At 67.5% G+C, this 24,301-nt stretch carries 25 protein-coding genes and 1 pseudogene; 16 read left to right on the top strand and 10 right to left on the bottom strand.

Annotation, left to right across the window (positions count from 1 at the left end; genetic code table 11):
• Position 1 precedes the first annotated feature (1 nt).
• Positions 2–2,260, bottom strand: coding sequence for a transglycosylase domain-containing protein (locus ITX31_RS08425; protein ID WP_228529113.1), 2,259 nt, complete (start codon positions 2,258–2,260; stop codon positions 2–4).
• Between the two features lie 37 nt (positions 2,261–2,297).
• Between ITX31_RS08425 and ITX31_RS08420 the strand changes: the two genes are divergently transcribed.
• Genes ITX31_RS08420 through ITX31_RS08410 form a run of 3 tightly spaced genes read left to right on the top strand, consistent with a single transcriptional unit; the run spans position 2,298 to position 3,839 of the window.
• On the top strand, positions 2,298–2,453 hold the full coding sequence (locus tag ITX31_RS08420) for a DUF4177 domain-containing protein (protein ID WP_141653630.1): 156 nt from the start codon (positions 2,298–2,300) through the stop codon (positions 2,451–2,453).
• On the top strand, positions 2,453–2,935 hold the full coding sequence (locus tag ITX31_RS08415) for a RidA family protein (RefSeq protein ID WP_194782955.1): 483 nt from the start codon (positions 2,453–2,455) through the stop codon (positions 2,933–2,935). Before ITX31_RS08420 ends, ITX31_RS08415 begins: the two co-directional genes overlap by 1 nt.
• A complete protein-coding gene (locus ITX31_RS08410; protein WP_194782954.1) occupies positions 2,928–3,839 on the top strand; it encodes an NUDIX hydrolase in 912 nt (303 codons plus the stop codon). Before ITX31_RS08415 ends, ITX31_RS08410 begins: the two co-directional genes overlap by 8 nt.
• Positions 3,840–3,918: 79 nt before the next feature.
• Here ITX31_RS08410 and ITX31_RS08405 read toward each other — a convergent pair whose 3' ends face one another.
• A complete protein-coding gene (locus ITX31_RS08405; RefSeq protein ID WP_055239104.1) occupies positions 3,919–4,596 on the bottom strand; it encodes a Crp/Fnr family transcriptional regulator in 678 nt (225 codons plus the stop codon).
• Between the two features lie 220 nt (positions 4,597–4,816).
• Between ITX31_RS08405 and ITX31_RS08400 the strand changes: the two genes are divergently transcribed.
• Positions 4,817–5,998, top strand: a complete 1,182-nt coding sequence (locus tag ITX31_RS08400) for a MarP family serine protease (RefSeq protein ID WP_194783582.1) — start codon at positions 4,817–4,819, stop codon at positions 5,996–5,998.
• Here ITX31_RS08400 and aroQ read toward each other — a convergent pair.
• The 3 genes from aroQ to ITX31_RS08385 form a co-directional block, all read right to left on the bottom strand.
• On the bottom strand, positions 5,988–6,458 hold the full coding sequence (gene aroQ, locus ITX31_RS08395; protein WP_194782953.1) for a type II 3-dehydroquinate dehydratase: 471 nt from the start codon (positions 6,456–6,458) through the stop codon (positions 5,988–5,990). The two genes, ITX31_RS08400 and aroQ, sit on opposite strands and share 11 nt — an antisense overlap.
• An 8-nt stretch (positions 6,459–6,466) precedes the next feature.
• Positions 6,467–7,795 (bottom strand): MFS transporter, encoded by a 1,329-nt coding sequence (locus ITX31_RS08390; RefSeq protein ID WP_323745621.1) that lies wholly within the window; start codon positions 7,793–7,795, stop codon positions 6,467–6,469.
• Between the two features lie 124 nt (positions 7,796–7,919).
• Complete coding sequence (locus ITX31_RS08385) at positions 7,920–8,504, bottom strand: TetR/AcrR family transcriptional regulator (protein WP_194782952.1); 585 nt, start codon at positions 8,502–8,504, stop codon at positions 7,920–7,922.
• 125 nt (positions 8,505–8,629) lie between these two features.
• Between ITX31_RS08385 and ITX31_RS08380 the strand changes: the two genes are divergently transcribed.
• On the top strand, positions 8,630–9,052 hold the full coding sequence (locus tag ITX31_RS08380) for an organic hydroperoxide resistance protein (RefSeq protein WP_194782951.1): 423 nt from the start codon (positions 8,630–8,632) through the stop codon (positions 9,050–9,052).
• A 78-nt stretch (positions 9,053–9,130) separates the two neighbouring features.
• Here the strand turns inward: ITX31_RS08380 and acs are convergent, their stop codons facing one another.
• Positions 9,131–11,119 (bottom strand): acetate--CoA ligase, encoded by a 1,989-nt coding sequence (acs, locus tag ITX31_RS08375; protein ID WP_194782950.1) that lies wholly within the window; start codon positions 11,117–11,119, stop codon positions 9,131–9,133.
• 323 nt (positions 11,120–11,442) lie between these two features.
• On the opposite strand from acs, the gene ITX31_RS08370 reads away from it, so the two are divergent.
• The 3 genes from ITX31_RS08370 to ITX31_RS08360 all read left to right on the top strand — a co-directional run bounded on the left by ITX31_RS08370 (position 11,443) and on the right by ITX31_RS08360 (position 14,293).
• On the top strand, positions 11,443–12,738 hold the full coding sequence (locus ITX31_RS08370) for a hypothetical protein (protein WP_194783649.1): 1,296 nt from the start codon (positions 11,443–11,445) through the stop codon (positions 12,736–12,738).
• An 83-nt stretch (positions 12,739–12,821) separates the two neighbouring features.
• Complete coding sequence (gene nth / locus ITX31_RS08365) at positions 12,822–13,613, top strand: endonuclease III (protein WP_194782949.1); 792 nt, start codon at positions 12,822–12,824, stop codon at positions 13,611–13,613.
• Positions 13,610–14,293 (top strand): NUDIX hydrolase, encoded by a 684-nt coding sequence (locus ITX31_RS08360; protein ID WP_194782948.1) that lies wholly within the window; start codon positions 13,610–13,612, stop codon positions 14,291–14,293. Before nth ends, ITX31_RS08360 begins: the two co-directional genes overlap by 4 nt.
• Here ITX31_RS08360 and ITX31_RS08355 read toward each other — a convergent pair whose 3' ends face one another.
• From ITX31_RS08355 to ITX31_RS08345, 3 genes and pseudogenes are all read right to left on the bottom strand, one after another.
• On the bottom strand, positions 14,294–14,602 hold the full coding sequence (locus ITX31_RS08355; protein WP_194782947.1) for a response regulator transcription factor: 309 nt from the start codon (positions 14,600–14,602) through the stop codon (positions 14,294–14,296). It abuts the gene before it with no gap.
• 61 nt (positions 14,603–14,663) lie between these two features.
• Positions 14,664–14,957: pseudogene (locus ITX31_RS08350) on the bottom strand (response regulator transcription factor); the annotation flags it as partial.
• Entirely contained in the window at positions 14,954–16,123 is a 1,170-nt protein-coding gene (locus ITX31_RS08345) for a sensor histidine kinase (protein ID WP_194782946.1), read from the bottom strand. The gene ITX31_RS08345 and the pseudogene ITX31_RS08350, both read right to left, overlap by 4 nt.
• A 134-nt stretch (positions 16,124–16,257) precedes the next feature.
• Here ITX31_RS08345 and ITX31_RS08340 point away from each other — a divergent pair, with 134 nt between their 5' ends.
• Positions 16,258–17,217, top strand: a complete 960-nt coding sequence (locus ITX31_RS08340; RefSeq protein ID WP_194782945.1) for a CPBP family intramembrane glutamic endopeptidase — start codon at positions 16,258–16,260, stop codon at positions 17,215–17,217.
• Positions 17,218–17,220: 3 nt separating this feature from the next.
• Here ITX31_RS08340 and ITX31_RS08335 read toward each other — a convergent pair whose 3' ends face one another.
• On the bottom strand, positions 17,221–18,933 hold the full coding sequence (locus ITX31_RS08335; protein WP_194783580.1) for a bifunctional 3'-5' exonuclease/DNA polymerase: 1,713 nt from the start codon (positions 18,931–18,933) through the stop codon (positions 17,221–17,223).
• A gap of 164 nt (positions 18,934–19,097) precedes the next feature.
• Here ITX31_RS08335 and ssd point away from each other — a divergent pair, with 164 nt between their 5' ends.
• From ssd to ITX31_RS08300, 7 genes are all read left to right on the top strand, one after another.
• Positions 19,098–20,222 carry a septum site-determining protein Ssd gene (gene ssd / locus ITX31_RS08330; protein ID WP_194782944.1) on the top strand — a complete coding sequence of 375 codons (1,125 nt, stop codon included), beginning with the start codon at positions 19,098–19,100 and terminating at the stop codon, positions 20,220–20,222.
• The gene (locus tag ITX31_RS08325) at positions 20,219–21,424 is read left to right on the top strand and encodes a TadA family conjugal transfer-associated ATPase (protein ID WP_194782943.1); all 1,206 of its coding nucleotides are present in this window, start codon (positions 20,219–20,221) and stop codon (positions 21,422–21,424) included. The genes ssd and ITX31_RS08325 overlap by 4 nt, the downstream gene beginning before the upstream one ends.
• A gap of 73 nt (positions 21,425–21,497) precedes the next feature.
• Positions 21,498–22,274 carry a type II secretion system F family protein gene (locus ITX31_RS08320; protein WP_323745620.1) on the top strand — a complete coding sequence of 259 codons (777 nt, stop codon included), beginning with the start codon at positions 21,498–21,500 and terminating at the stop codon, positions 22,272–22,274.
• 16 nt (positions 22,275–22,290) lie between these two features.
• Positions 22,291–22,932, top strand: a complete 642-nt coding sequence (locus ITX31_RS08315; RefSeq protein ID WP_194782942.1) for a type II secretion system F family protein — start codon at positions 22,291–22,293, stop codon at positions 22,930–22,932.
• Positions 22,933–23,141: 209 nt separating this feature from the next.
• Complete coding sequence (locus tag ITX31_RS16075; protein WP_323745619.1) at positions 23,142–23,546, top strand: DUF4244 domain-containing protein; 405 nt, start codon at positions 23,142–23,144, stop codon at positions 23,544–23,546.
• A complete protein-coding gene (locus tag ITX31_RS08305; RefSeq protein ID WP_194782941.1) occupies positions 23,543–23,899 on the top strand; it encodes a TadE family type IV pilus minor pilin in 357 nt (118 codons plus the stop codon). Before ITX31_RS16075 ends, ITX31_RS08305 begins: the two co-directional genes overlap by 4 nt.
• Positions 23,896–24,291 (top strand): Rv3654c family TadE-like protein, encoded by a 396-nt coding sequence (locus ITX31_RS08300; RefSeq protein ID WP_194782940.1) that lies wholly within the window; start codon positions 23,896–23,898, stop codon positions 24,289–24,291. Before ITX31_RS08305 ends, ITX31_RS08300 begins: the two co-directional genes overlap by 4 nt.
• Positions 24,292–24,301 lie beyond the last annotated feature (10 nt).

The following is a 24,301-nucleotide window of genomic DNA, read 5'->3' as shown; positions in this document are numbered from 1 at the left end:
GTCAGTCGTCGTCGTTCTGGTTGCCGTTGCCGTTGTTGCCGTTGTTGCCGTTGTTGTTCTGGTTGCCCGAGTTGTTGCCGCTGTCCCGGTTGGGGCCGGGAGAATTGGGTGCGGGCCGCGGGGCAGGAGCCTGGCCAACAATGTTGGCCGGCGGTGCGGGGAACGGATCGGCGCCGTACTGGCCCGGAACCCGCTGGATGAAGTTCTTCCACGACGGGCCGGCAATGAGTGAGCCGTCGATTTCCGGGTAGGTCCGGCCGCCAATCAGCTTCTCGGACATGGTGGTGTTGTTGGCTTTCCAGTTACCGATCCAGGAGGCCGTGGAGAGTCCGGTGCTGTAGCCCATGAACCAGGTCTGGGAACGGTAGTCATTGGTACCGGTCTTGCCGGCTGTGGGCACGCCTACCTGCAGGTTGATGCCGGAGCCGTTGGTCATCACGCGCTGGGTGGCCACGTTGACGCCCTGGGCTACTTCCTTGCGCATGACCTGTTCACAGCTCTGCTCCGGGACCGGGTATTCAGTCCCGTCGCTGCTCTTTACCGACACCAGTGCGCGGGGCTCGCAGGTGAGCCCGTCGGCGGCGAAGGTCGCGAAGCCGGTCGCCATGGACAGCGGCGAGGCGTCGCCGCCGCCGCCGAAGGTCGACGGCGGGTTCACGGCCAGCATCTCGCGTTCACCGGAGGCGCTCTTGCCGTTGTGCACACCCGAGGCGAAGGCCATCTGCTGGAACTTGCACAGGTCCAGCTCATTGGCCTCAGCCAGCGTGATGGTGTTGAGGGACTGGGCCAGGCCCTCCAGCACGGTTGTGTTGCGGTAGTTCGTGTCTCCGTAGTTGATCGGAGTCCACGGATCCAGGATGGCGTAACGGCCGCCGGGCAGGCAGCTGGCGTTCCAGGTGTGGCCGGCAGGATAGGTCCGCTTGTTGCCGTTCAGCTGGGCGTTCAGCGTCTTTCCCGCGTCCAGCCACGCAGCAACGGTGAACGGTTTGTACGTAGAACCGGGCTGGAACCCGCCGAGGCCGTTCAGGATCTTGTTCGGATCACCGTCCTGGTAGGCGTCCACGTTGAAGTTCTGCACGGAGTTTCCGGGTGCCAGTTCAGGGGTGTACCGGGTGTTCTGCGCCATCACCAGGATTTTGCCGGTGCCGGGCTCGACGCTGACCATCGAGTGGCCGATCTCCGCATCGGTTGTATCCGGGTTGGCGGTCTCGTTGATCGCTGCCTGCGCTGCGTTCTGCAGGGTGGGGTTCAGTGTGGTGGTGATGCTGAGCCCGCCGCGGTAGAGCAGCTTGTTGCGGTCCTCGGGCGTGGCCCCGTAGCGGTCGTCGTTGAGCACCAGCTGCTTGACGTAGTCACAGAAGTAGGGTGCCTGTTCGGCGCCGACGCAGCCGTTGAGGACCGGTGTCAGGTTCAGTTCCAGGCCGGTGGCAACCGCGGCGTCGTGCTCTTCCTGGGTGATCCTGCCCTTGTCCAACATGGCGTCCAGCACGAGGTTGCGCCGGGCGAGGGAACGCTCCGGGTTCAGTTCCGGGCTGTAGAAAGTGGGTCCGTTGACGACGCCGGCCAGCAGTGCGGCCTGCGCAATGCTCAGGTCCTTGGCATCGACGTTGAAGAAGTACTTGGAGGCTGCCTGCACGCCGAAGGTTGTTCCGCTGAAGGGAACAATGTTGAAGTAGCCCTCCAGGATCTCGTCCTTGCTGAGTTCCTTCTCCACGGCAATGGCCAGCTTGATTTCGCGCAGCTTGTCACCGACGGTCTTCTGCCCGCTGAAGACCACCTCCCCGCCTTCCTGGAGGTTGGTATCAATGATCACGTTGTTCACGTACTGCTGCGTGATGGTGGAAGCGCCGCGGGTCCGGTCCGAGGTGACATTGGAGACGACGGCACTGAAGATGCCCTGCAGGTCGACGCCGCCGTGTTCGTAATAGCGGTCGTCCTCGATGGCCAGCATCGCGTCGATCATGTGGGGGGAAACTTCGTCCAGCGTGATCGGCTGGCGGTTCTCCTCGTACAGGGTGGCGATCAGAGATCCGTCGTTCGCGTAAATCCGGGACGGTTCAGCCAGGGCCCCGCGCTTGAGCTCGGAGGGCAGCTGATCAAAGAACTGGATGGATCCGGAGGCCGCCGTCCCGGCGGCAGCAGCGGCCGGCACCAGCAGCCCGGCGGCAAGGACGCCGCATAAAGTGCTCACTCCAAAGAAGGCCACAATCTTGCCCAGAGTGGTAGCCGTGTCAAAAAAAGGAGATTTGCGAGCTGCCATGCGGATCAGTCTACAAGCACGCGCTAGTCTTTGGATCATGAGCAAATGGGAATACTTCATTACACCGCTGCCTTTGCACACCCCCGGCGCCGTGCTGAACATGCACGGTGAAGAAGGGTGGGAGCTGGTGCAGATCACCCCGGCCCCCAACGGCACCGGTTCAGTGGCCTACATGAAGCGGGAGAAGGCCTGATGGGTACTGCCCCGGAGGCGGTTTCCGCCGTCGAGCAGCGCCTGGCCGAACTCGGCCTGGAGCTGCCCCCGGTCGCCGCACCGGTGGCAGCCTATGTTCCCGCCGTCGTCAGCGGGAACCATGTATACACCTCCGGCCAGCTGCCCTTCGTTGACGGTGTGCTGCCGGCCGCGGGCAAGGTTGGCGCGGACGTGGGTGCCGAGGACGCGAAGACGTACGCCGCGCGCTGCGCCGTGAACGCCCTGGCCGCCATCAAGGCGCAGATCGGGGACCTGGACCGGGTCACCCGGATCGTGAAGGTTGTAGGGTTCGTGGCCTCCGACCCGTCCTTCACCGGCCAGCCCGGCGTCATCAACGGAGCATCCGAGCTCCTGGGACAGGTATTTGGTGAAGCGGGCAGCCACGCCCGCTCCGCCGTCGGCGTGGCGGTGCTGCCGCTGGACGCGCCGGTGGAAGTGGAAGTGATCGCAGAGTTTGCCTAACGTCTCTACCCGTCATTTCCAGCTGCCGCCCTGGCAACTGGACGCAGCGCAAAGCTGGTTTGAGCGCGGTGAAGGTAGCGCCCGCAAGCCGCGGGCGGCCTCGTCGGTCCTGCTGCTGCGCGACTCCCGCCAGGGAGCCGAAGTGTTCCTGCGCTACCGCCGGGGCGAATCTCCGCTGGGGAGGATAGCTTTCCCCGGCGGCAGCCTGGAAGAAGCCGACGGAGATCCCGTCGAGTGGTACGGTCCTTCTCCCGCTGAATGGGCTAAGACCCTGGGGATGGATGATGCCCAGGACGCCCGCCGGCACGTCGTAGCCGCCGCTCGGGAACTGTTCGAAGAGACCGGCGTGCTGCTGGCCGGACCTGATGGGTCCACGCTCCTGGAAAGCAACCGCGGGCCGGAGTGGATGGCTGCGCGGGTCGCCATCGCCGCCGGTGACGAGTCTTTCCCCGAACTGCTGGCCCGCCGCGGACTCGGCCTGCGCAGCGACCTGCTGCGGCCGCTCAGCCATTGGCTTACGGCGGATTTCGCGCTGCGCCGCTTCGACACCCGCTACTTTGCCGCCGTCCAGCCGCTGGGCCAGGAAACCTCCCTCCTGGAGACCAAGGGAATCTGGGGCGAATGGCGCGCGGCAGCGGTGGAAAATGAGCGCGCAGCCACCACGGCTCTCGGTGACGAAGTTGCCCAGCCGGACACGGTTGGACTGACGCTGGAGCAGCTCACGGTTCCGGCTGTGGCGCTGATGATCGAAAAGCTGGCAAAGGCGCGGGGCTGCATTGCCTACCTGGCGCATCGCCGCGCGAACGAGGTTTTCCAGCCCGAACTCGTTGAAACCGACGCCGGGTACGCCCTGCGGGTGACCGCCGTCGACGCCGCGGAAGGATCCGGGCACCGCGGGCGCTGAACCGCCGCGCAAGCCAAGAGTAAAGCGGCACCGTCCTCCGGGGCGAAGACGGTGCCGCTTTACTTGATGCCGGGAAGGGTCAGCGGGAGCGCTGGCGCAGGCGCTGGACGTCAAGAATGACGACGGCGCGTGCCTCCAGCCGCAGCCAGCCGCGCTGGACGAATTCGGCCAGCGCCTTGTTCACGGTTTCGCGGGAAGCGCCCACCAGCTGGGCCAATTCTTCCTGGGTCAGCTCGTGGGCCACCAGGATGCCGTCCGTGGCCGGGCGGCCGAAGCGGTCTGCGAGGTCCAGCAACGCCTTGGCCACGCGGCCCGGAACGTCGGAGAAGACGAGGTCCGCCAGGGACTCGTTGGTGCGGCGCAGGCGGCGGGCCAGCGCCTGCAGCAGCTGCACGGATACCTCCGGACGCGTTTCAATCAGGGCACGCAGGTTCTCGTGGCGCAGTCCGGCCAGGCGGGTCTCGGACACCGCGGTGGCCGTGGCGGTGCGGGGACTCGGGTCGAAAAGGGCCATCTCGCCGAACAGCTCACCCGGGCCGAGAATGGCCAGCAGGTTCTCGCGCCCGTCGGGGGCCGAACGCCCCAGCTTGATCTTTCCGGACACGATGAAATAGAGCTGGTCGCCCTGGTCACCTTCGCGGAAGACAGAGGCTCCGCGGGACAGATCGACCTCGGTGAGCTCGTCGGTCAAAGCAGCGAAGACGTCGTCTCCCAGTGAGGCGAACAAAGGCGCGCGGCGCAATACCTCGATATCCATGAAATCTCCTGTTAATAGTTGTCGCTTCTACTATCTTGCCGCACCGAACGGGCATGTGACAGCCGTAATAGCTCTGTTCGCCCACGGATGATAAAAAGCCTGCCTAATGTGCGCAGGATTACACGCCGATGGAATCGTTCCCGGTGGCCGCTAGACTCGGAAAGCAAAGGGGCTCTTGACCGGCAGCCGCACGCGTACGTACACCATATTGGAGCTCTTTGTGCTCGGATTCACCGTTCTGGACATCATCCTGGGCCTCTCGCTGCTTTTTTACCTGCTGGCCGGCCTGCGCAACGGCCTCGCGGTCACACTCGGCGGAATCGTCGGTTTCGTGGCCGGCGCCGTAGCCGCGTTCTTCGCCATCCCGCTGGTCTCGGGCTGGGTGCCGGATGAAAGCTGGCGGCTCGCAGCAGTGATCGCGACCGCCGTCGTGCTGGTTCTGGTAGGCCACGCGGCCGGCGCGGCGCTTGGCGGCGGCGTGCGCCGCTGGTTCAACTTCGCACCGCTGCGCGCGCTGGACCGGATCCTCGGCGGTGCCCTGAACGTTGTTGTCGCTGCCGTGGTGATGTCCATGCTGGCGTTCAGCATCGGCACGCTGGGGATGCCTTTCCTGTCCCAGCAGATCGCCTCCTCGAAGGTCCTAATGACCATCGATTCGGTGACGCCTGACGCCGTGAAGACGGTGGCGGCGCAGGTGCGTTCCATCACCCTCGATGAAGGACTGCCGCGCATTTTCGACGGCGCAGCTCCTGACACCGTTGAGCTTCCCGCCGAGGGCATCAGCTCCGAGGCCCTGACCGAGGCATCGTCCTCGGTCCTGAAGATCACCGGCACCGCGTTCCAGTGCGGTCAGAACCAGACGGGGTCAGGGTTCGTGGTGGCCAAGGACAGGGTCGTAACCAATGCCCACGTCGTGGCAGGAGTGAGCGAACCGGTGGTCCAGGTCCCCGGAGGGGGCGTGCTGCCCGGGCGGGTTGTGCACTTTGACCCGGCCCGGGACCTCGCGGTCATTGCGGTGGATAACCTGGACGCCAAGCCTCTGGCGCTGGGCACCGAACTGCCCGCGGGAACAACAGCGGGGTTTGCGGGGTATCCGGCAGGCGGGCCCTTCCGGCTTCAGGCTGCCGTCGTGCAGAACCTCGGCGATGTGTCCGTCCGCAGCATCTACGGAACATCCCCGGAGGTCCTGGAGGTCTACACCCTGGCCGCGAACGTCCAGCAGGGCAACTCCGGCGGCCCGCTGCTGGACATCGACGGACAGGTTGCCGGAGTGGTCTTCGCCAAGACCACCGGAGACCAGCCCATTGGCTACGCCCTGTCCCTCGCTGAGCTGGGCCCTATCGCGGAGGCCGCCCCGACTTACCGCAGCGCCGTTTCCCCGGGGGAGTGCATCAGCGAGTAGCGTCCCCGGCGCCGTCCAGCTTCGCAGCGATATAGTCCACGGCCATCCGGTAGCCGGCGATCCCTGCTCCGCAGATCACCACTTCCGCCACCGCGGAGACGAACGAGTGGTGACGGAACTCTTCGCGCTTGTGGATGTTGCTCAGGTGAACCTCCACCACGGGGAGCCCCACACCGGAGAGTGCGTCGCGGATCGCCACCGACGTGTGGCTGTAGGCGGCGGGGTTGATGATGATCGCATCGGCCAGGCCGGGAGCCCCGTGAATGGCGTCAATCAGGTCCCCTTCATGGTTGGACTGGATGCAGTCCGCCGTCCAGCCGTGCACCTGCGCGGCTGCGACGGCGGCTGCTTCCACGTCATCCAGGGTGTCCGTCCCGTACACCGCGGGTTCGCGCGTGCCCAGCAGGTTCAGGTTGGGGCCGTTCAGGACCAGGAGGTTGCGGGTGCGTTCGGTAGTCATGGGTTCAACTATGCCGCAACCGTCTCCGCGTCCGCCGTCTGTGACTGTGCCCGGATCCGGCGGGCGGCCGCAAGGGAGCCGGCGATCGTGATCAGGGACATCAGGGCCAGTACCGCACCGGGGTGCCACCAGGCGGCGCCGGTGGCATCGGAGAAGAGCTGGGTGACAGCCGGCGTGAAGCCTGCGGCGATGCCGGCGAAGCTGTAGGCCAGTGACATGGCTGTGTAGCCGGTCCGGGCCGGGAACAGGTCCGCCATCAGTCCGCCCAGCGCTGCCCAGGCCGCGGTCGGGGCGATGCCGCCAATCAGGATGGTCAGGATGTACAGCGGCTGGTCCGCGATGCTGATCAGGTAGTACAGCGGGAAGGAAATCAGCGCTGTAGCCGCCGCGCCCCCGGCGACTACCTTTGCCGAACCGATCCTGGTGGCCAGCCAGCCGAAAGCCGGGATGGTGGCCAGCTGGAGGACCGAGCCCACCAGGGCGGCGTTAAGCATCGTGGATTCGGACAGCCCCAGGACACCCACGCCGTAGGCCTGCGTGTAGGTGGTCATGAGGAAGTAGGAGCCGATGCCCAGCAGGGCTGCGGCCACGGCAATGACGACGGCGGCGGGCTGGGAGCGGAGCACCTCCAGGACCGGGATGCGGGCTACCTGGTTGTGCTCGGCGACGTCCTTGAAGACCGGGGTCTCATCGATGGCCAGGCGCAGGTAGAGGGCTACGGCCATGAAGGGGAACGCGAGGAGGAACGGAACCCGCCAGACGCCGGCTTCCATTGCCTCCGGGGAGACCTGGGTGAGGATCAGGAAGGTGGCCGTAACCATGATGGTGCCAACCGGGGAGCCGATCTGCGGGATGGCGGCGAAGAGGGCACGCTTGCGCGGTTCGGCGTGCTCGCTGGCAATCAGGACGGCACCGCCCCATTCTCCGCCGACAGCCAGGCCCTGCAGCAGCCGCAGGGCCACCAGCAGGATCGGAGCCCAGACACCGATTGTGGAGTAATCCGGCAGCAGGCCGATGACGCCAGTGGCCAGGCCCATGAGGACGATGGTGTAGATGAGGGACTTTTTCCGGCCCACGCGGTCTCCGATGTGGCCGAACAGCACCGCGCCCAGCGGCCGGGCGACGAAGCCCATGCCCAGCGAGAGGAACGCCAGGAGCGTGCCGGTCAGCGGATCAACATCGGGGAAGAACACCCGGTTCAGGATCAGTGCGGCGGCAGTGCCGAAAACATAGAAGTCATAGGATTCAAGTGCTGTCCCGACGAATGATGCTCCGGCGACCCTGCGGGCCATCCGGGAACGCTGCGCGGGGTTCACCGTTGTGGAGGAAATAGACACAAGTGCTGATTGTGCTAGGTGCCGGCGGCTTTGGCCAGTTGCTGAGCCGAACGTCACGATTTAGGTCGCCGGGCGCAGCCCTGCGGCGGTGAACGGCGGCAGACGCCGGCACCCCGGGCCTGCGTCAGCACTGCCCTGCCGGAAGATGCTGCTTCAGGACGGCGGTACCGGCCTGAAGCAGGGAGGCGCCCACCGTCTGGGGGTCGGCGACGTAGCCGTGGACCATCGCGCCGTCGCGCAGCATGATCAGCTGGTCCGCGGCCAACCCGGGATCGACGGCGCCGAGCCGTCCCGCGAGTTCGGCTACCAGGGCGCGGAACCAGCCCCGGTGGCGGGCGACGGCGGCCCGTACCGGATGATCAGCGGCCGGGTATTCAGCCGCGGCATTGATGAACGGGCAGCCGCGGAATCCGGGCCGGCAGGCTTCGGTGCCCATGGCCAGCGCCAGCGTCCGAAGAGCCTCGCAGGGATCCGCGGGCAGCGTCCCGGCAGCCTCTCGGACCAAGGCAGACTGCCGGTCGAGGTACGCCGCCACCAGATCGTCCTTGGTGGGGAAATGGCGGTAGAAGGTCACCTTGGTGGTAGCGGCGGCGGCAATGATCTTATCTGCGCTGACGGCGCGGATTCCACCGCGGTAAAAGGCATCCGTGGCCGCATCGAGGATGCGCTCACGGACCGGCTGGCGGCTGCCGGCGGACTGGTCTGCCATTGGAACCTCCTGTGATGCCAGTCCGTAGAACTGGCCATTAGTAGACTTACTAGTTAGTCTACTTGGAGAACGGCGGAAAATCCCGCTCTTCGCCAGCCACATGTTCCAACTCGAAGGAGAACCCGATGAGCGCCATTTACACAGCAGTTGCCACGGCCACCGGCGACGGCCGGAACGGAGAAGCCCGCACCAGTGACGGACTCCTCGAAGTCGACCTCGCCGTTCCCGCCGAGATGGGCGGCGCAGGCGGGGCCACGAACCCGGAACAGCTGTTCGCCGTCGGCTACGCCGCCTGCTTCCACTCCGCCCTGAAGCTGGTCGCCCGCCGGGCCAAGGCACAGATCAGTGACAGCGCCGTCACCTCCGAGGTCAGCATCCACCCTACGGAGGAGGGCGGCTTCCAGCTCTCGGTTGCGCTGCACGTTGAAATGTCCGGCGTTGAGCAGGCCATGGCGGACAAGCTGGTCCAGGAAGCACACCAGGTGTGCCCGTACTCCAATGCCACCCGCGGCAACATCGAGGTGGAAGTGGACGCCGTCGTCGGCTAGTCCGCTCTCCGCCCCCGAGATTACAGAAACTGCCCGTATCAAGCGCGATACGGGCAGTTTCTGTAATCTCGTGTGGCGCTACTTGCGCAGGGATTCGGCGATCTGGGACATAACGGTGTTGTCCGCCAGGGTGCTCGAGTCGCCGGGCTCGCGTCCCTCCGCCACATCCTTCAGGAGCCGGCGCATGATCTTGCCGGAACGGGTCTTCGGCAGCTCCGGAACCACCAGGATGTGCTTCGGCTTGGCAATCGGACCGATCTCCTTGCCCACGTGGTTGCGCAGCGTGGTGACGATGTCGTCGTCGTCCTTGGCGCTGCCGCGCAGGATCACGAAGGCAACCACCGCTTCGCCGGTGGTCTCATCCGTGGCGCCGACCACTGCCGCTTCGGCCACCGAGGGATGGCTGACCAGCGCGGATTCGATTTCCGTGGTGGAAAGCCGGTGCCCGGATACGTTCATCACGTCATCCACGCGGCCCAGCAGCCAGATGTCCCCGTCCTCGTCCTTCTTGGCGCCGTCTCCGGCGAAGTACATGTTGTCGAAACGGGACCAGTAGGTGTCCTTGAACCGCTGCGGATCTCCCCAGATGCCGCGCAGCATGGAAGGCCAGGGCTCCTTGACCACCAGGAAGCCGCCGGACCCGTTGGGTACCGGTTCGCCCATTTCATCCACGACATCCACGGAAATGCCGGGCACCGGAACCTGGGCAGAACCGGGCTTGGTGGCCGTGACTCCGGGCATCGGGGCGATCATGTGGGCTCCGGTCTCCGTCTGCCACCAGGTGTCCACGATCGGGGCGGGGATTTCCTTCTTGCCGCCGTTGCCGCCGATCACCGTGCGGTACCACATCCAGGCTTCGGGGTTGATGGGCTCGCCCACCGTGCCCAGGACCCGGATGGAGTCAAGGTTGAACTTGCCGGGAATGTCCCGTCCCCACTTCATGCAGGTGCGGATCGCCGTCGGGGCGGTGTAGAGGATTGAAACCTTGTACTTCTCCACCAGTTCCCACCAGCGTCCCTGGTGCGGAGTGTCCGGAGTTCCCTCGTACATCAGCTGCGTGGCGCCGTTCACCAGCGGTGCGTAGGTGACGTAACTGTGGCCGGTTACCCAGCCGACGTCGGCGGTGCACCAGTACACGTCCGTCTCCGGTTTGAGGTCAAAGGTTGCCCGGTGGGTGAAGGCCGTCTGGGCCAGATAACCGCCGGTGGTGTGCAGGATGCCCTTGGGCTTGCCCGTGGTGCCGGAGGTGTACAGGATGAACAGCGGGTGCTCGGAGTCGTGCGGCACGGCGGTGTGCTCTGCGCTCGCTGAACCAACGACGTCGTCCCACCAGACATCGCGTCCCCCGGTCCACTCAACCGGCTCGCCGTTGCGCTTAACCACGACGACGTTGGTGACGGTGTGCCCTTCCCTCACCAGGGACTCATCAACGGCAGGCTTGAGCAGGCTCGGCTTTCCGCGCCGGTAGGAGCCGTCGGCGGTGACGACCAGCTTGGCCTCGGCGTCGTCAATGCGGCTGCGCAGGGCGTCAGCGGAGAAGCCGCCGAAAACCACTGAATGCACGGCACCGATGCGCGCACAGGCCAGCATGGTGATCACGGCCTCGGGAATCATGGGCAGGTACACGGCCACGCGGTCGCCTTTGGAAACCCCGAGCGCTTCAAAAGCATTCGCGGCCTTTTTCACCTCTTCGGTGAGCTGGGCATAGGTGTAGGTGCGGGTATCCCCGGGCTCGCCCTCAAAGTAGATGGCTACGCGGTCTCCGCGTCCTTCTTCGACGTGCCGGTCAAGGGCGTTATAGGAGGCGTTCAGCCTTCCCCCGACGAACCACTTGGCGAAGGGTGCATCCGTCCAGTCCAGGGTCTGGGAGAAATCCTCATCCCAGCTCAGCAGCTCCCGCGCCTGCTTGGCCCAGAACTCCGGGCCGGACGCAGCGGCCTCGTCATAAAGCCCGGGCTGCGCTGCCGCCGCGGCCGCGAATTCCGCGCTGGGCGGAAAGCTGCGGCTTTCGTGATAGAGGTTCTCCAATGCGTCACCGTGCTGCTTGACCGGAGGCTGTTCAGTCATCTCGGACCCTTTCCGTTGGCTTGGACCCGGCGCCGGGGCCGGGCGCCTGCCCGGCCGGCGGGGCTGTTGGTAGTGTCTGCCCTTACCCTAGCGCGGACACGGCCAAGGTGTGGTGCCGGTCACAAGCACCTCCGTGAAACGGGGTAATTATGCGATAAACGGTCGACCCGCTGCCCCTGCGCAGGCGTGAACCGGTAGTCTGACCTGCTGGCGTTGACTAGGCTGTCATTGAAAGCAAACCGCTTGCGGCACCGCTGTGGCGGTGCCAGAGCACGGTCGGCGCACCCGCCTTCCGGTTGGATGCTCTCGGAACGGAGACCAGAATGAACCAGCCCCACGTTGAACACGAGGAACACCCCGCTGCGGAAGCCCCCGGCCCCCGGCCCGGCGCCGAACCGGCAACCGGGCTTCGTGCTGTCGCGGGGCCGTTCGGCCTGCGCGACATTGTGGTGGGATCCGCCGTTCTGGTGATGCTGGTGGGCAGCGTCCTGCCGTTCACCGTTGGCAGCGGACGGAACCTGTGGACCGCCTTCAGCCTTTTCTACGTTGGTATCGGCATCATCATGCCGCTGGTGGTAGCCGGGCTCTTCACCGCCCGCCGGCTGGCGCCGTCCACGCGCCTGCGCGTTGGCTCCCTCTCACTGGACCAGTTTGCCTCCGTCATAGCGGTCCTGGCCGCCGTTTTCTTCTTCCTGCAGATTGTCTACGTATTCAGCGTCGGCTCCCTGCTGGGACTACTGGGCGCCGTGGCGCTGCTCGCCGCGACCACGTTCGCGCCCTACATCCCGCCGTTCGCAGCTGAGTTCAGCGAACGCCCGGAGACTCCGGCGCACCCGGTTGCGCGGGAGGCCAAGCCGCTTGTCCGCGCTCCGAGGCCGGCACCCGCCCCCAAGCCCGCAGCGGCCGATGGCGCCGGGCACCCCGGTACGTTCGGACAGCCAGCCGCAACAGGTCCCGGCGCACCCCAATCCGGGCAGGTCCAGGCCCAGCAGCACGCCGCCACAGGCCGCCCGGAAGCCGGGTCCGGCGCGGCAGAAGCCCGTTCCGCCGGGACCGGCACCCGACACGAATCCGGCCAGGCCGGAGCCAGCCAGGGTGCTGCGAGCACGGGCGCTGCCGGTCAGGCCGGTGCCGGCCAGGCAGGAGCCAGCCAGGCCGGTGCTGGCCAGGGTGCTGCGGCCGCGGCCGGGTCGGCAGCGGCAGGAACGGCTGCAGCAGCCTCAGCCCCCGGAGCAGCCGGAACGTCCGGCGGGAACAGCGCCGGACGCGGCCGGGACATCCCGGCCGGAGAAGATCCGCTGCCCGCCACCACGGTGAATCCTGCCGTCCAGGGCGGTGCGGCGGCGTCGAACACCCAGGCCCAGGAATCAATCTCGGCGACCCGCGAAGAGAACGAAAACGTGGTGGAGGCTTTCTGGTTCGCCGTTGGCACGCCGCGCCAGATTGTCGACGAACGCACCGGCCTGCCGCTGTTCATGTTCTACCCGGGAGACTGGGAACTTGGCCTGGAAGACCGCGGCCACGAGTTCCTGGTGCAGGACAAGCGCACCGGCCGGATTGGCGTGCTGCGCGACCTGACCAACATCGAACGTGTCAGCGACGACAGCTCAGGACACTAAGGCAACCACCACCGATGCCCCGGCACCCCGGATTCTTCCGGGAGTGCCGGGGCATCGTTGAACTGCGAAGGAAACTACGCCACATGCCCACCGGCAACGACGCCTCCGCGCTGGCCACGAAGCGCCGCGCCCGCAAGATCAACCGCCTGCTCGGGGAGCTGTACCCCTATGCGGTGGCCGAGCTGGACTTCACGAACGCCTTCGAGCTGCTGATTGCAACGGTGCTCTCCGCCCAGACCACGGATGTACGCGTCAACGCCGTCACCCCGGTCCTGTTCGCCCGATACCCGGACGCCCGCTCGCTCGCGGAAGCGAACGCAGAGGAGCTGCAGGAACTGATCCGGCCCACCGGTTTCTTCCGGGCCAAATCGGCCGCGATCAAGAAGCTGGCCACCCAGATCGTCGACGACTACGACGGTGAAGTGCCGAACAAGCTTGAAGAACTGGTGAAATTGGCCGGGGTAGGCCGCAAGACCGCCAACGTGGTGCTGGGCAATGCCTTTGGAGTTCCGGGCATCACGGTGGACACCCACTTCCTGCGCCTGTCCCGGCGGTTCGGCTGGACGGACTCGAAAGACCCGGTGAAGGTGGAGCAGGACGTGGCGGAGCTCGTCGAACCCAAGGACTGGACGCCGCTGTCCAACCGCGTGGTCTTCCACGGCCGCCGGGTCTGCCATGCCAAGAAGCCCGCCTGCGGTGCGTGTGCCGTCGCGCAGCTGTGCCCCTCCTACGGTGAAGGCGAAACGGACCCGGACAAGGCCCGCAAATTGCTCAAATATGAACTGGCCCCCGGACGCGAGGACCTGCTTGCCCGGATGATGGCTTCCGAAACCAGAGCCCAGCTGCGCGCCGCCGGCTACGGGCTCGAAGCATGAGCGCCCGGGCTCAGCTGGAAGCCTTTGGCAGCGTGGTCAGCGGCGGGGGCGGAAACTACGGGCGGGACCTGCGTTTCCTGACCCGCGCGGTGGATCCCGCCGTGGCCCGTGAAGCGGCCGTGCTGATCCTCTTCGGCGTGCTCGATGACCACCCGGCACGGTTCCACGCGGATGCCGTTCCGGATGACCTGGACGTATTGTTCGTGGAGCGCGCCTCCACCCTGAACGACCACCCGGGACAGGTGGCTTTCCCGGGCGGCGGGGTGGACCCCTCTGACGCCGATGCGGTGGCAGCGGCGCTGCGTGAGGCGAACGAGGAAACCGGCCTGGACCCGAGCGGCGTGCGGGTGCTGGGCACGCTGCCGGAGGTTGGGCTGCCGGTGAGCAACTTCCTGGTGACGCCGGTCCTGGGCTGGTGGGACAAACCTACCCCGGTGGACGTGGTCGATGAGGCCGAATCGGCGTCGGTATTCCGGGTGCCCGTGGCGGACCTGCTGAACCCGGTCAACCGCCGGACCACCGTGCTGGGCCGCCCCGGGCAGGAACACCGGGGGCCGGCGTTCCTGGTCAACGGGGTGGTGGTGTGGGGCTTCACCGCCCTGCTCCTGGATGAAGTGTTCAACCAGCTGGGCTGGACGCTGCCTTGGGATGAGACCCGGGAAATGGTTCCGCCCCTGTAGCTACGTCGCCTCGGCGCTCCGCAGCGACTCCAGGACGGTGACGGCCAGCTGGACCCGGTTGGTCACGTCCAGCTTGGTGAAGGCGTTGGCGATGTGGGTCTTCACCGTGGCGACGCTGACGAACAGTTCGGTGCTGATCTCCGTATTCGTCAGCCCGCGGGCCACGGCCTCCGCGACCTCCCGCTCCCGCTCGCTGAGAACTTCCAGCCGGGTGTCCGGTATCCGGACGGAGGGCGGCGGGACCGCCGCCGCGGCGGCGACAATGCGCTTCAGCGGCGGGGGAGAACTGCAGTGAATCTTGCGCAGCATCCCGGACGGCGGATACCAGGGCTTCCGGTGCAGTGTCCTTGAGGAGGAACCCGCTGGCACCGGCGCGCAGGGCCGACAGAATGAAGTCGTCCGTATCGAACGAAGTCAGGACTATGATCCGGGGCGGGGCAGACATCGCTGTGATGCGTTCTGTGGCGCCGATGCCGCTCAGGACCGGCATCCGGATGTCCATGAGAACCACATCCGGGTGCAGCAGTCCCGCGAGCCGGACAGCGGCCTCACCGTCCGCAGCCTCGCCCACGATCTCGATGTCCGGTGCGCCGTCAAGGATGAGCCGCAGCCCCGCCCGGATGAGCGGCTCGTCGTCGGTCAGCAGGACCCGTACCGAATTCACCAGGGCACCTTCACAGTCGTCGCGTAGACGTCTCCGCGGACGCCGGTTTCAAAGGATCCGCCCGCGAGCCGGGCCCGTTCAGCCAGGCCGACCAGGCCAAGCCCGCCGGCATCCGGAGCTGCTGCGCCGGCCGGCAGGGGGTTGCTGACCGCCACAGTGATGCCTCGTCCGGGCGCTCCGGTGAGGGAAACCTGGATGGGCTGGTGCGGAGCGTGCTTCTGCGCATTGGTGAGCCCTTCCTGCACAATCCGGTACAGATGGCGGGAGGTTGCGTCCGGCAGGGACGCTGCAGCCTCGCCCTGGAGCGGCGGCTCCATCTGCAGCGTAACGTCGCTGCCGGCAGTCCGTGCGGAAGACACCAGGCCCGGAATCGAGTCCAGTGCAGGCTGGGGGGTGGTCTCCGCCGGATCTTCCCGCAGCACGGACAGGACGGTGCGCAGTTCACCCGCAGCTGTCTGCGCGGTCTCACGCAGGACCGCCGCGGTGGCCCGGATGGTGTCCCGGTCCAGATCGGAGCGGTACTCGAGGGCGCCGGCATGCATGGAGATCAGGCTCAGCCGGTGGGAGAGCGTGTCATGCATTTCCCGGGCGATGCGGGTGCGTTCAGCCAGCCGCGCTGCGGACATCCGCGCTTCCTGTTCGCGGTGCGCGCTCTGTGCCTCATGCTGCAGGGAGCGGATGAGCTGCCGCCGGGCACCACGGTTGAGGCCCACCAGAACTAGGACCGCAAGCAGCAGGCCGGCTGCCGTCGGAACGGCCCACCAGGGCAGGTCCCCGTCCGGATGCACGGCCAGGTCCACCGCGACGGCGGCAGCGTAGGCGGCTGCCGCGGCGCCCAGCGCGCGCGGCCGGCGCAGGGCGGCAATACCGATCAACGCCATGCAGGCCGGGATGAATGCCAGTGAGGAGAGTGAAGAGAGGACGATGATCGGCAGGCCGGCGGCCAGCGGCGCCCTCCGAAGCGCCAGCGGCAGGAGCCCGACGGCGGCGAGGCCCAGCAGCAGGTCCAGCACCATCAGTGCCAGGAAACCCGGTGGCGGCTGCGAACCCTCAGCGGGAAGCAGGCTGCCCTGCACCACCAGGAAGGCGACGATTCCGGCCGCCGCCGCGCCGAGGGTCAGTCCCGTGGTCCGGAGGACGCTGGGGCGGTAAGGCATCGGATGCATTCAATCGATCCTAGTGAGGGCCGCTTCTCCCCGGCAATTGGCCGAAAGCATGAGCTTCGGGGTGCCGGAGGAGGGAGCCTGAAAGGGCCGCAGGACGGATGCGGGACCGGGCCGGCGGCAAGGATGCTGGGAACATGGTCTTCCCTTCCTCACTCCACATCCCAGCCACGGCAGCACTCGACGGGACTGCCTTCCACCGGCTCGCCCGTTCCAGGCCGGACCACCGGTGGTGGCGCCCGGTGCTCACCCTGCTCTGTGCCGCCGGAATCTACTGCGTCCTGGTCCTGGCTTCCATCGTGTTCCTTGTCATCCTTGGGCTTTTCGTTCCATCCGTTGCCGCCACCGTAGAGAGTGCCGTTTCGTCGGGGACAGACCTACGCGACCCGGGGCAGCTGGCGTTCCTGCTGGGAACGGTGTGCCTACTCTGGCCTGCGGCAGCGCTTGGCGTGCGGTGGGGTGGCCGGCGGAGCGCCGGGACGCTTTCGTCGGTTGCCGGCCGGCTGCGCTGGCAGCTCTTTCCCAAGCTGCTGGGGCTGGCCACCGGGCTCCTCCTGGCCGGCAGCGCCCTTACGCTGCTATTGCCCGCTGAGCCCTCGGGCGAGTCATCCGGCAGCGGAGCCGGGGGATGGTGGGTCATGCTCCTGGTCGCCGCGGCGCTGGTCCCGTTCCAGGCCGCCGCGGAGGAATACGTTTTCCGGGGGCTGCTCATGCAGGTCATTGGGTCCTGGCTACGCCATCCGGCATTTGCGATCCTTCTCCCGGTGCCGTTGTTCGTGCTCGGCCACGGCTACGGGCTGGCGGGCCAGATCGACGTCGCCGTCTTCGCCGTGGCAGCAGGCTGGCTGACGTGGCGCACGGGCGGACTGGAAGCGGCCATTGCCCTGCACGTGGTGAATAACCTGGTGGTGCTGGCGATGGGAGCGGTGGGGCTGGCGGACCCGAACGCCGTCGACATGCCGCTGGCCCACCTCCCGGTATCCATCGCCATCGTACTGGCCTACGCGCTGCTGGCGGTGCGCTGGTTCCCGGCTCCCGGTTCCCCCCAGCGTCCTGCGCCCTTTGCTGCCGGCGCGGCAGCCAGCCGGGCCGGCTGAGCCCTACTTCGCCTCTGCGTAGGAGTCGACGGCGGCACACACCACCGGGAACTCGAGCGGGATCTTTCCGAAGAGCAACTCTGTCGCCTCCGCCGCGGCTTCGGTGACGATCACCTCTGCCTCCCGGACACGCCCGGCCGGAACCTCAAGCATCACTTCGTCATGCAGGAAGAACACGAGCCGTCCTGCCGGTGAGGCTCCCGACGCCGCCCGCAGCCGCCGTCGTATTCCCGCCAGCCAGCAGGTAGCCCACTCGGCCGCTGTGCCCTGGACCACGAAGTTCCGCGTGAAACGGCCCCGGGAACGGGCCAGGTTATCCGCACGGCGCTGTTCCTCCGCTGACGCGGTCCGCTGCGAGGCAAGCCACCGTTCGGAGGCCGGGGGAGTGCTGCGGCCCAGCCGGCTGGAAACCGTTCCGCCGGCTTCGCCGGCACGTGCAGCGCGTTCCACGACGGCGATTGCGCGGGGATAGTTCCGGGTCAGGACGGGCATCAGCCGGCCCGCCTCACCGCTGGTCGCCCCGTACATGGCTCCGAGCATGGCCATTTTGGCCAGTGACCGGTCGCCATTGAAGCCCTGGTCTGCAATGCCCTGGTACAGGTCCTTGCCGCGGGCAGCTGCAGCAAGGACCGAATCCTGTCCCAGGGCAGCGAGGACCCGGGGTTCCAGCTGGGCGGCGTCGGCGACGAGGAGCTTATGCCCGCGATCCGCCCGCACTGCATCGCGCACGGACTTGGGGATCTGCAGGGCGCCTCCGCCGCGGGAGGACCAGCGCCCGGACACGACGCCGCCCACCACGTACTCGGTGCGGAACCGTCCGTTCTCCACCCAGTCATCCAGCCAGCTCCAGCCGCTGGCTGAGAGGAGCCGGGCAAGCTTTTTATAGCGCAGCAGCGGTTCGATCGCGGGGTGGTCCTGCTGCTCAAGTTCCCAGGTGCGGGTGGTCCGCACCTCAATGCCGACGCGGTGAAGGGCGCGCAGGAGTTCCTGCGGCGAGTCGGGGTTGAAGGACGGATTGCCCAGCTTTGCCCGCAGCTCGGCAACTGCGGCTTCCAGTTTCACCGGACGCTGGCCTTCCGGCGGGCGTGGCCCGAGCTGCTCTTCCAGCATGGCTTCGTGCAGGTCCCGGCGCCAGGGAATGCCCGCGTGTTCCATTTCGGCAGCAACCAGTCCGCCGGCGGATTCGGCGGCGAGCAGCAGGGTGAGCCGGCGCCTTTCGGGGCTTCCGGCGACGGCGGCGAGCTGGTCCTGGAGCTCTTCGGTTAGTTCCTCCACCGTGCGGGTATGCTGCCGTGAGCGGGGATCGAGGTTCCCGGCGCCGTCGAGCCCCTCGAACAGCGATCCCTGGTCCGGTGCCGGGGCTGCCGGCAGCAGCTGCCGGGGTGCCAAATCGGGTTCGTCCTCCGGACGGCGGGCCCGCAGTTCCTTGATGTAGGGCGTTTCCGCGGCGTATTCCGAGTTGCGGAGGATCTCCCGGCACAGGCTGAGGTCATGGCTGCGTTCGACGCTGCTCCCGGCGGCCAGAAGCCTGCCGTATGTCTCCCGGCTGCGGTCCCAGACCCAGCGGACCGGCCGCTGTTCCGCCTGCGCCACAGCGTGCGCCAGCTCGGCTCCGGGTACGACGGCGCCCGGTGCGGTGGGTGCCCCGGCGGCATCAGCCGGCTGCAGGACCCAGGCGTCGGCGCTTCCGGGAGCGGGGGCCAGGACGAGGTGCATGCCCTTCATTCTTCCTTGTCCCGGGGACATCCGCAGACGGCACGGGGAGCCGGACCGGACGGCTTGTCCTCCACAGGACGCCAGCCCCTGAGCGCAGGGGCCTTTTAGTCCCCAGTCCCAGTTCTCATGGTCCGGGGGCGGGGCATGACCGAGAAGCTGGACCCATGACGGAAACTCTCTCCTGGACCCCGCGGGCCAGGCAGGTCCACCCGGAACGGGCACACTTCGGCCAACCCGGCGGAGGAGACGCCGTGCTGGTGATTCCCAAGAACCAGGAGCTCCAGGACGAAATCGCGCGCATCGCCGTCGCGGCCGGCATTGCCCTCGCCACGGCGGAGACCGTTTCCGGGGCACTGACGCTTTCGCCCGGAATCCTGCTGGTGGACCCCCACGCCCTGGAACGCGGCGGACGTGCGCTGGGAGGTTTTGGCGGAATGGAAACCATCTGTGTTGGTTTCGACGCCGACGAGCCATGGCAGCAGTCCGCCCGCCACGGCGTGGATGGCGTGGCAGTGCTGCCCCAAGCAGCGGCCTGGCTGGCGGAGCACCTCGCCCGCCGCAACTCTCCCACCGGCCGGATCCTCGGCGTGGCGGGGGCGTGCGGCGGTGCCGGCGGTTCAACTCTGGCTTGCCTGCTGGCCAGGGAAGCGGCTGAGTCCGGGCTGCAGGTACTGCTCGCTGAAACGGGCACCGGCGGGGGAGGGCTCGAATACCGTGTGGGCGCAGCGGATGCGAGCGGACTGCGCTGGCAGGACCTTGCCGGTGTTGAGGGAACGGTCAATCCGGCCCAGCTGGCGGCTGCCCTCCCGGAGGCGGGGCGCTTTGCGGTGCTTGGGAACGCCGCCGGTGAACCCGCGCCGGAAGGCCTGGAAGACGAGGTCCAGCCTGCGGTCCTGCACGCGGCCCGGGCAGCTTTTGAACTGACCATCCTGGACCTGGGCAGCTGTCCTCCGCGGACTTCGAGGGCGCTGGAACAGTGCGATGCACTGTTGGCGGTCGTCGGAGGAGGAACGGCCCGCCTGCTCGCTGCCAAGTCCTGGTGGAACAGCCTGGGCTCCGGAGCGCCGCCTGCATTCGCCGTCGTCCGGGGCCCGCTCCAGGAAGGCATGGATGAGGCTCGGATAGCCGGGCTGCTCGGGATGGAACTGGCCGGTTACCTGCCGTGGATGCGCGGCCTGGCGTCAGCCTCCGATGACGGACGCCTGCTGGATGCCCGGCGCAGACGGCTCCGCCGGGCAGTCGGCGGTATCCTGGCAGCCGCAGGGTCCACCCCGGGGCGGGATGCATGAACGGAGCGGGGCGGCGGGCCCGGCGCCCGGCGCAGCGGGCAGCTGATCCGCAAGCCTATGCCGGACTGGTCAACCAAATCCGGGAGGACGTCCTGGCCGGCGACGTCCCCGTCACAGGTGCGCGGCTGGCAGCGGCGGTTCATGCCAGCGGCCGCCTGCTGGGATCGGACGGCGGCCTGCGTGCCGTTGACCGGGTTCATGCGGAGCTGCAGGGCCTCGGTCCGCTGCAGGGACTTCTTCGAATACCGGGCCTGACAGACATCCTGGTCAATGGGCCGCGGGAGGTATGGATAGACACCGGAGCCGGCCTCTCACGGACCGAAGTCTCCTTCTCCTCCGAGGCCGAGCTGCAGGGGCTGGCTGTGCGGCTGATCGCCGCCGGTGGGCGGCGCCTGGATGATTCATCGCCCTGCGCGGATGTACAGCTTCGGGGGTGCCGCGTGCACGCAGTGCTGCCGCCGGTCTCCACCGGTTCCACCCTGCTGTCGATCCGGGTTCGGGCAGCAGACAATTTCAGCCTGGAAGAACTCCAGGCCGCGGGCATGATGGGCGCAGAGTGTGCGCGAATATTGCGGAGCGTTGTAGCCTCCAGGCTGAATTTCCTCATCAGCGGTGCCACCGGCACCGGCAAAACCACACTGCTCTCGGGCCTGCTGTCCCTCTGCCCGCCGCATGAACGCCTGGTGCTGATCGAGGATGCCGCCGAGCTAATGCCCGGGCACCCCCACGTCATAGGGCTGCAGGCCCGGCACACCAACATTGAGCGCGCCGGATCAGTGGACCTCGCCGACCTGCTTCGTCAGGCCATGCGCATGCGGCCTGACCGGTTGATCGTCGGGGAATGCCGCGGGGCGGAAGTGCGGGAACTCCTCGCGGCAATGAATACGGGCCACGACGGCGCCGGCGGAACGATTCACGCAAGCGCCGCGTCAACCGTGCCCGCCCGGCTTGCTGCCCTTGGTGCGCTCGCCGGGCTGAACGCCCGGGCCCTCACGCTGCAGGCTGCCGGGGCGCTGGACGCTTTGATCCACTTGGAAAGAGACACCGAGGGTCGCCGCGTTGCAGAGATCGCGGTCCTGGACCGAGCCGGCGACGGTGCCCTGGTTGCACTCACGGCGCTTGATTGCCGTCCCGGCGTTCCGGAATTCGGGCCGGGCTGGAAAAAGCTGCAGGCACGGCTAACCGCGAAGACGGCATGGTGACGGCAGCTGTCCGGGAGCTGTCCGCTGTCCCGTGCCGGTTGCCTGTCCGGCTACCGATCGCCCGGAGGCGGGCGTGACGGGCCTGTGGGTGACCGGCCTGCTGGCAGCGGCCTGGCTGCTGATGCTCAAGAGCCCGGACCACAAGGTATGGGAATTCACGCAGCGGAACCAGTTTGTGCTCGGGGCCGGCTCAGATCCCCCGCCCCGGAGCCCGCGCCGTTCCGTGCAGCAGCGGGCCAGACGGAAGAGAAGCTCCGCCGAGGACGAACTGCACCGGTTGCCACTGCTGGTCCACCAGTTGGCCGGTCTTCTTGAAGCGGGCCGGACGCCGGGCCAGCTCTGGGCTGATGCAGCCCGGCTGCATCGGGATGCAGAGGACTCACTTCCCGGGAACCATCTATCACCAACCCTGGACCGTGCTGCCCGTGCAGCCCTGCTCGGGATGAGCCCCGTTCCTGTGCTGCGCCAGGCTGCGCAGGGAACCTCCGGGCTGCGTGCGGTGCTGTGGAGCGACCTGGCGGCGTGTGTACAGGCCTCTGAGCGCAGCGGAGCGCCGCTGGCAGGCATCCTGGGACGCTACGCGCAGGGCCTTGAAGCAATCCTGGATTCCCGCGCTGCCCGGGCATCTGCACTTTCCGGACCGCAGGCCACCGTCCGGCTGCTCACCTGGCTCCCCGTGGCCGGGCTGGGGCTTGGATTCCTGTTGGGAACCAATCCGCTGGCTGTCCTCGCCCAGAGCCCGCTCGGATGGGCCGCGGCCGGATCGGGTGCGGTGCTCGGCCTGGCTGCACGGTTCTGGTCCAGGCGGCTAATGCGGCGTGCGGTGCCGCCGGGGGAGGGGGCCAGGTGACGTTCCGGACCGGGACATGACGGGCCTTGCAGTGGGCCTTCTGCTCTGCCTCGCGGCAGTAGTCCTGTGGATAAGTCCCGTCAGGTCGAGCGGAGTTGCTTCGGAGGAAGGGTCAACTGATGCAACCGGCGAGGCCGGACGCGCTGCAGCACTGGGCGCCGGGAAGTCGTCCGGTGCCGCGGCTACCCTTGCCGCTGCTCCCGGCATTCGGGATCCGGCGCTCATGCTGGACCTTTCTGCGGCCATGTTTTCTGCGGGGCGGCCGCTGGGTACCGTGCTGCTGGTGCTTGCTGAAACCTCCGACCCTCCGCTCGGGGTGGTCCTTCGCCGGGTAGTGACGGCGCTGGAGCTGGGGGCCGGTTGGGAACAGGCCTGGGAGCTGGGAACCAGGGTGGACGGACGGGAGGCCCGGGAAGCAGCGCCCGCGGCCGCAATCCTCAGGGACGCCCTTGCCTTTGCTGCGTCCAGCGGCGCGCCCTCCGCCGAGGTGCTCCACGCCCAGGCCTCCCAGATCCGCCGCCGCCGGGCCCGGGATGCGGAGCGGCGGGCCGCGGCACTTGGAATTCAGCTGGTCTTGCCGCTGGGCTTGTGCTCTCTGCCGGCTTTCCTATGCGTCACGGTGGTCCCGCTCCTGCTTGCGCTGTTGCCGGAGTTCTAGCCTCCAATCCCCAGCCCTGTGCCTGTGTCCGGGCTCGTGGAGGAGCACGCGGCCCAAGGACCGGGTGTTCCTCCACAAGGGCGTGGCTGAGAGCTGTTTTCCCTAGGTAAGGCCTCTTTGGCCTCCCCGGTTCCCTCTGCGGGCAAGACTCGGTTCATGCCACAGGCCGCCGGTCCGCGGCGTAATCCACTCAATCGAGGAGTCACAGAATGTCATCCATACAGCTCGAACCGACAGCAGCCCCCGAGCCCCGCCGTGCGGCTGCACCGACAGGTGCCAGCGGTGTCGGCGGTGCCGGCAGCGGTGCCCGTAACGCACCCGCTGGTGCCCGTCACCCGTCCGGAGGTGACGCACGCGCCGCCGTCTCCGGGCCCACCGGGCTTCCCGGCACGCCGGGCGAATCGATGCCCCTGGCCCGTATTTACCCATTCCCGGACAGGAGGAGACACACAACGGAGGCTGAGGACAAGGAAGCGGGGATGGCCACGGCAGAGTATGCCATCGCTACCCTCGCCGCCGTAGCTTTTGCTGCACTGCTGGTTGCAGTGCTTAGCAGCGGCGATGTTCGCGAACTGCTGATGTCCCTTATCCGTGCGGCGCTCAGTTTCGGGTGAAGCCGGCCCACCGACAGGCAGCCGATGAGGGCGCAGTCACCGCGGAACTCGCAGTCGCCATGCCGGCCGTGGCGATTCTCCTGGCAGCGCTGCTGTCCGGAGCCGCGGCCGGCTTGACCCAGTTGCGGCTGGAAGAAGCAGCAGGTGCTGCAGCCAGGCTGGTCATGCGCGGGGACATCAGCGAGGCAGCGGGAGCCGTCACACGCCTTGCGGGTGATGGTGCAGCGATGGAGGTGTCGGAGAACGGGTCCTGGATACACGTCCGCGTTGAATCCTCGCTCCGGGCTCCGCTGCTGGACCTGCTGCCCATCACCCTCGCTGCTGAGGCTTCGGCTCCGCGGGAGGAAAAATGATGAACCGCGGCCACTGCCGGGCCTCGGTGGACGGCGATACCGGGTCTGGAACGGTCCTTATGCTCGGCATTGTGCTGGGGGTGATCACGCTCGCCGTGGCCGCGGTGCTTCTGGCCTCCGCAGTAGTTTCCGGAGCCAGGGCAGGTACAGCGGCGAACCTGGCCGCGCTCGCCGGGGCGGATGCACTGCGGGGGCTTCGCAGTGCGGACCCCTGCACGCTGGCCGCTGCGGTCGCGGAACGGAACAGAGGGCAGATGGTGCAGTGCGTGCCGGATCTCCAATCACGAACGGTGACCGTCAGCGTGCATACCGCAGCCGGGCTGCTGCCCTGGCCTGCAGCAGCCGAGGCTCGGGCAGGACCGCCGCCAGTCAGCCTGGCGGAACGTGGCTGATGGCGGCCGG

Source organism: Arthrobacter gandavensis, assembly GCF_015355785.1.
Taxonomy (GTDB): domain Bacteria; phylum Actinomycetota; class Actinomycetes; order Actinomycetales; family Micrococcaceae; genus Arthrobacter_B; species Arthrobacter_B gandavensis_A.
This window is presented reverse-complemented; position numbering and strand designations above follow the sequence as displayed.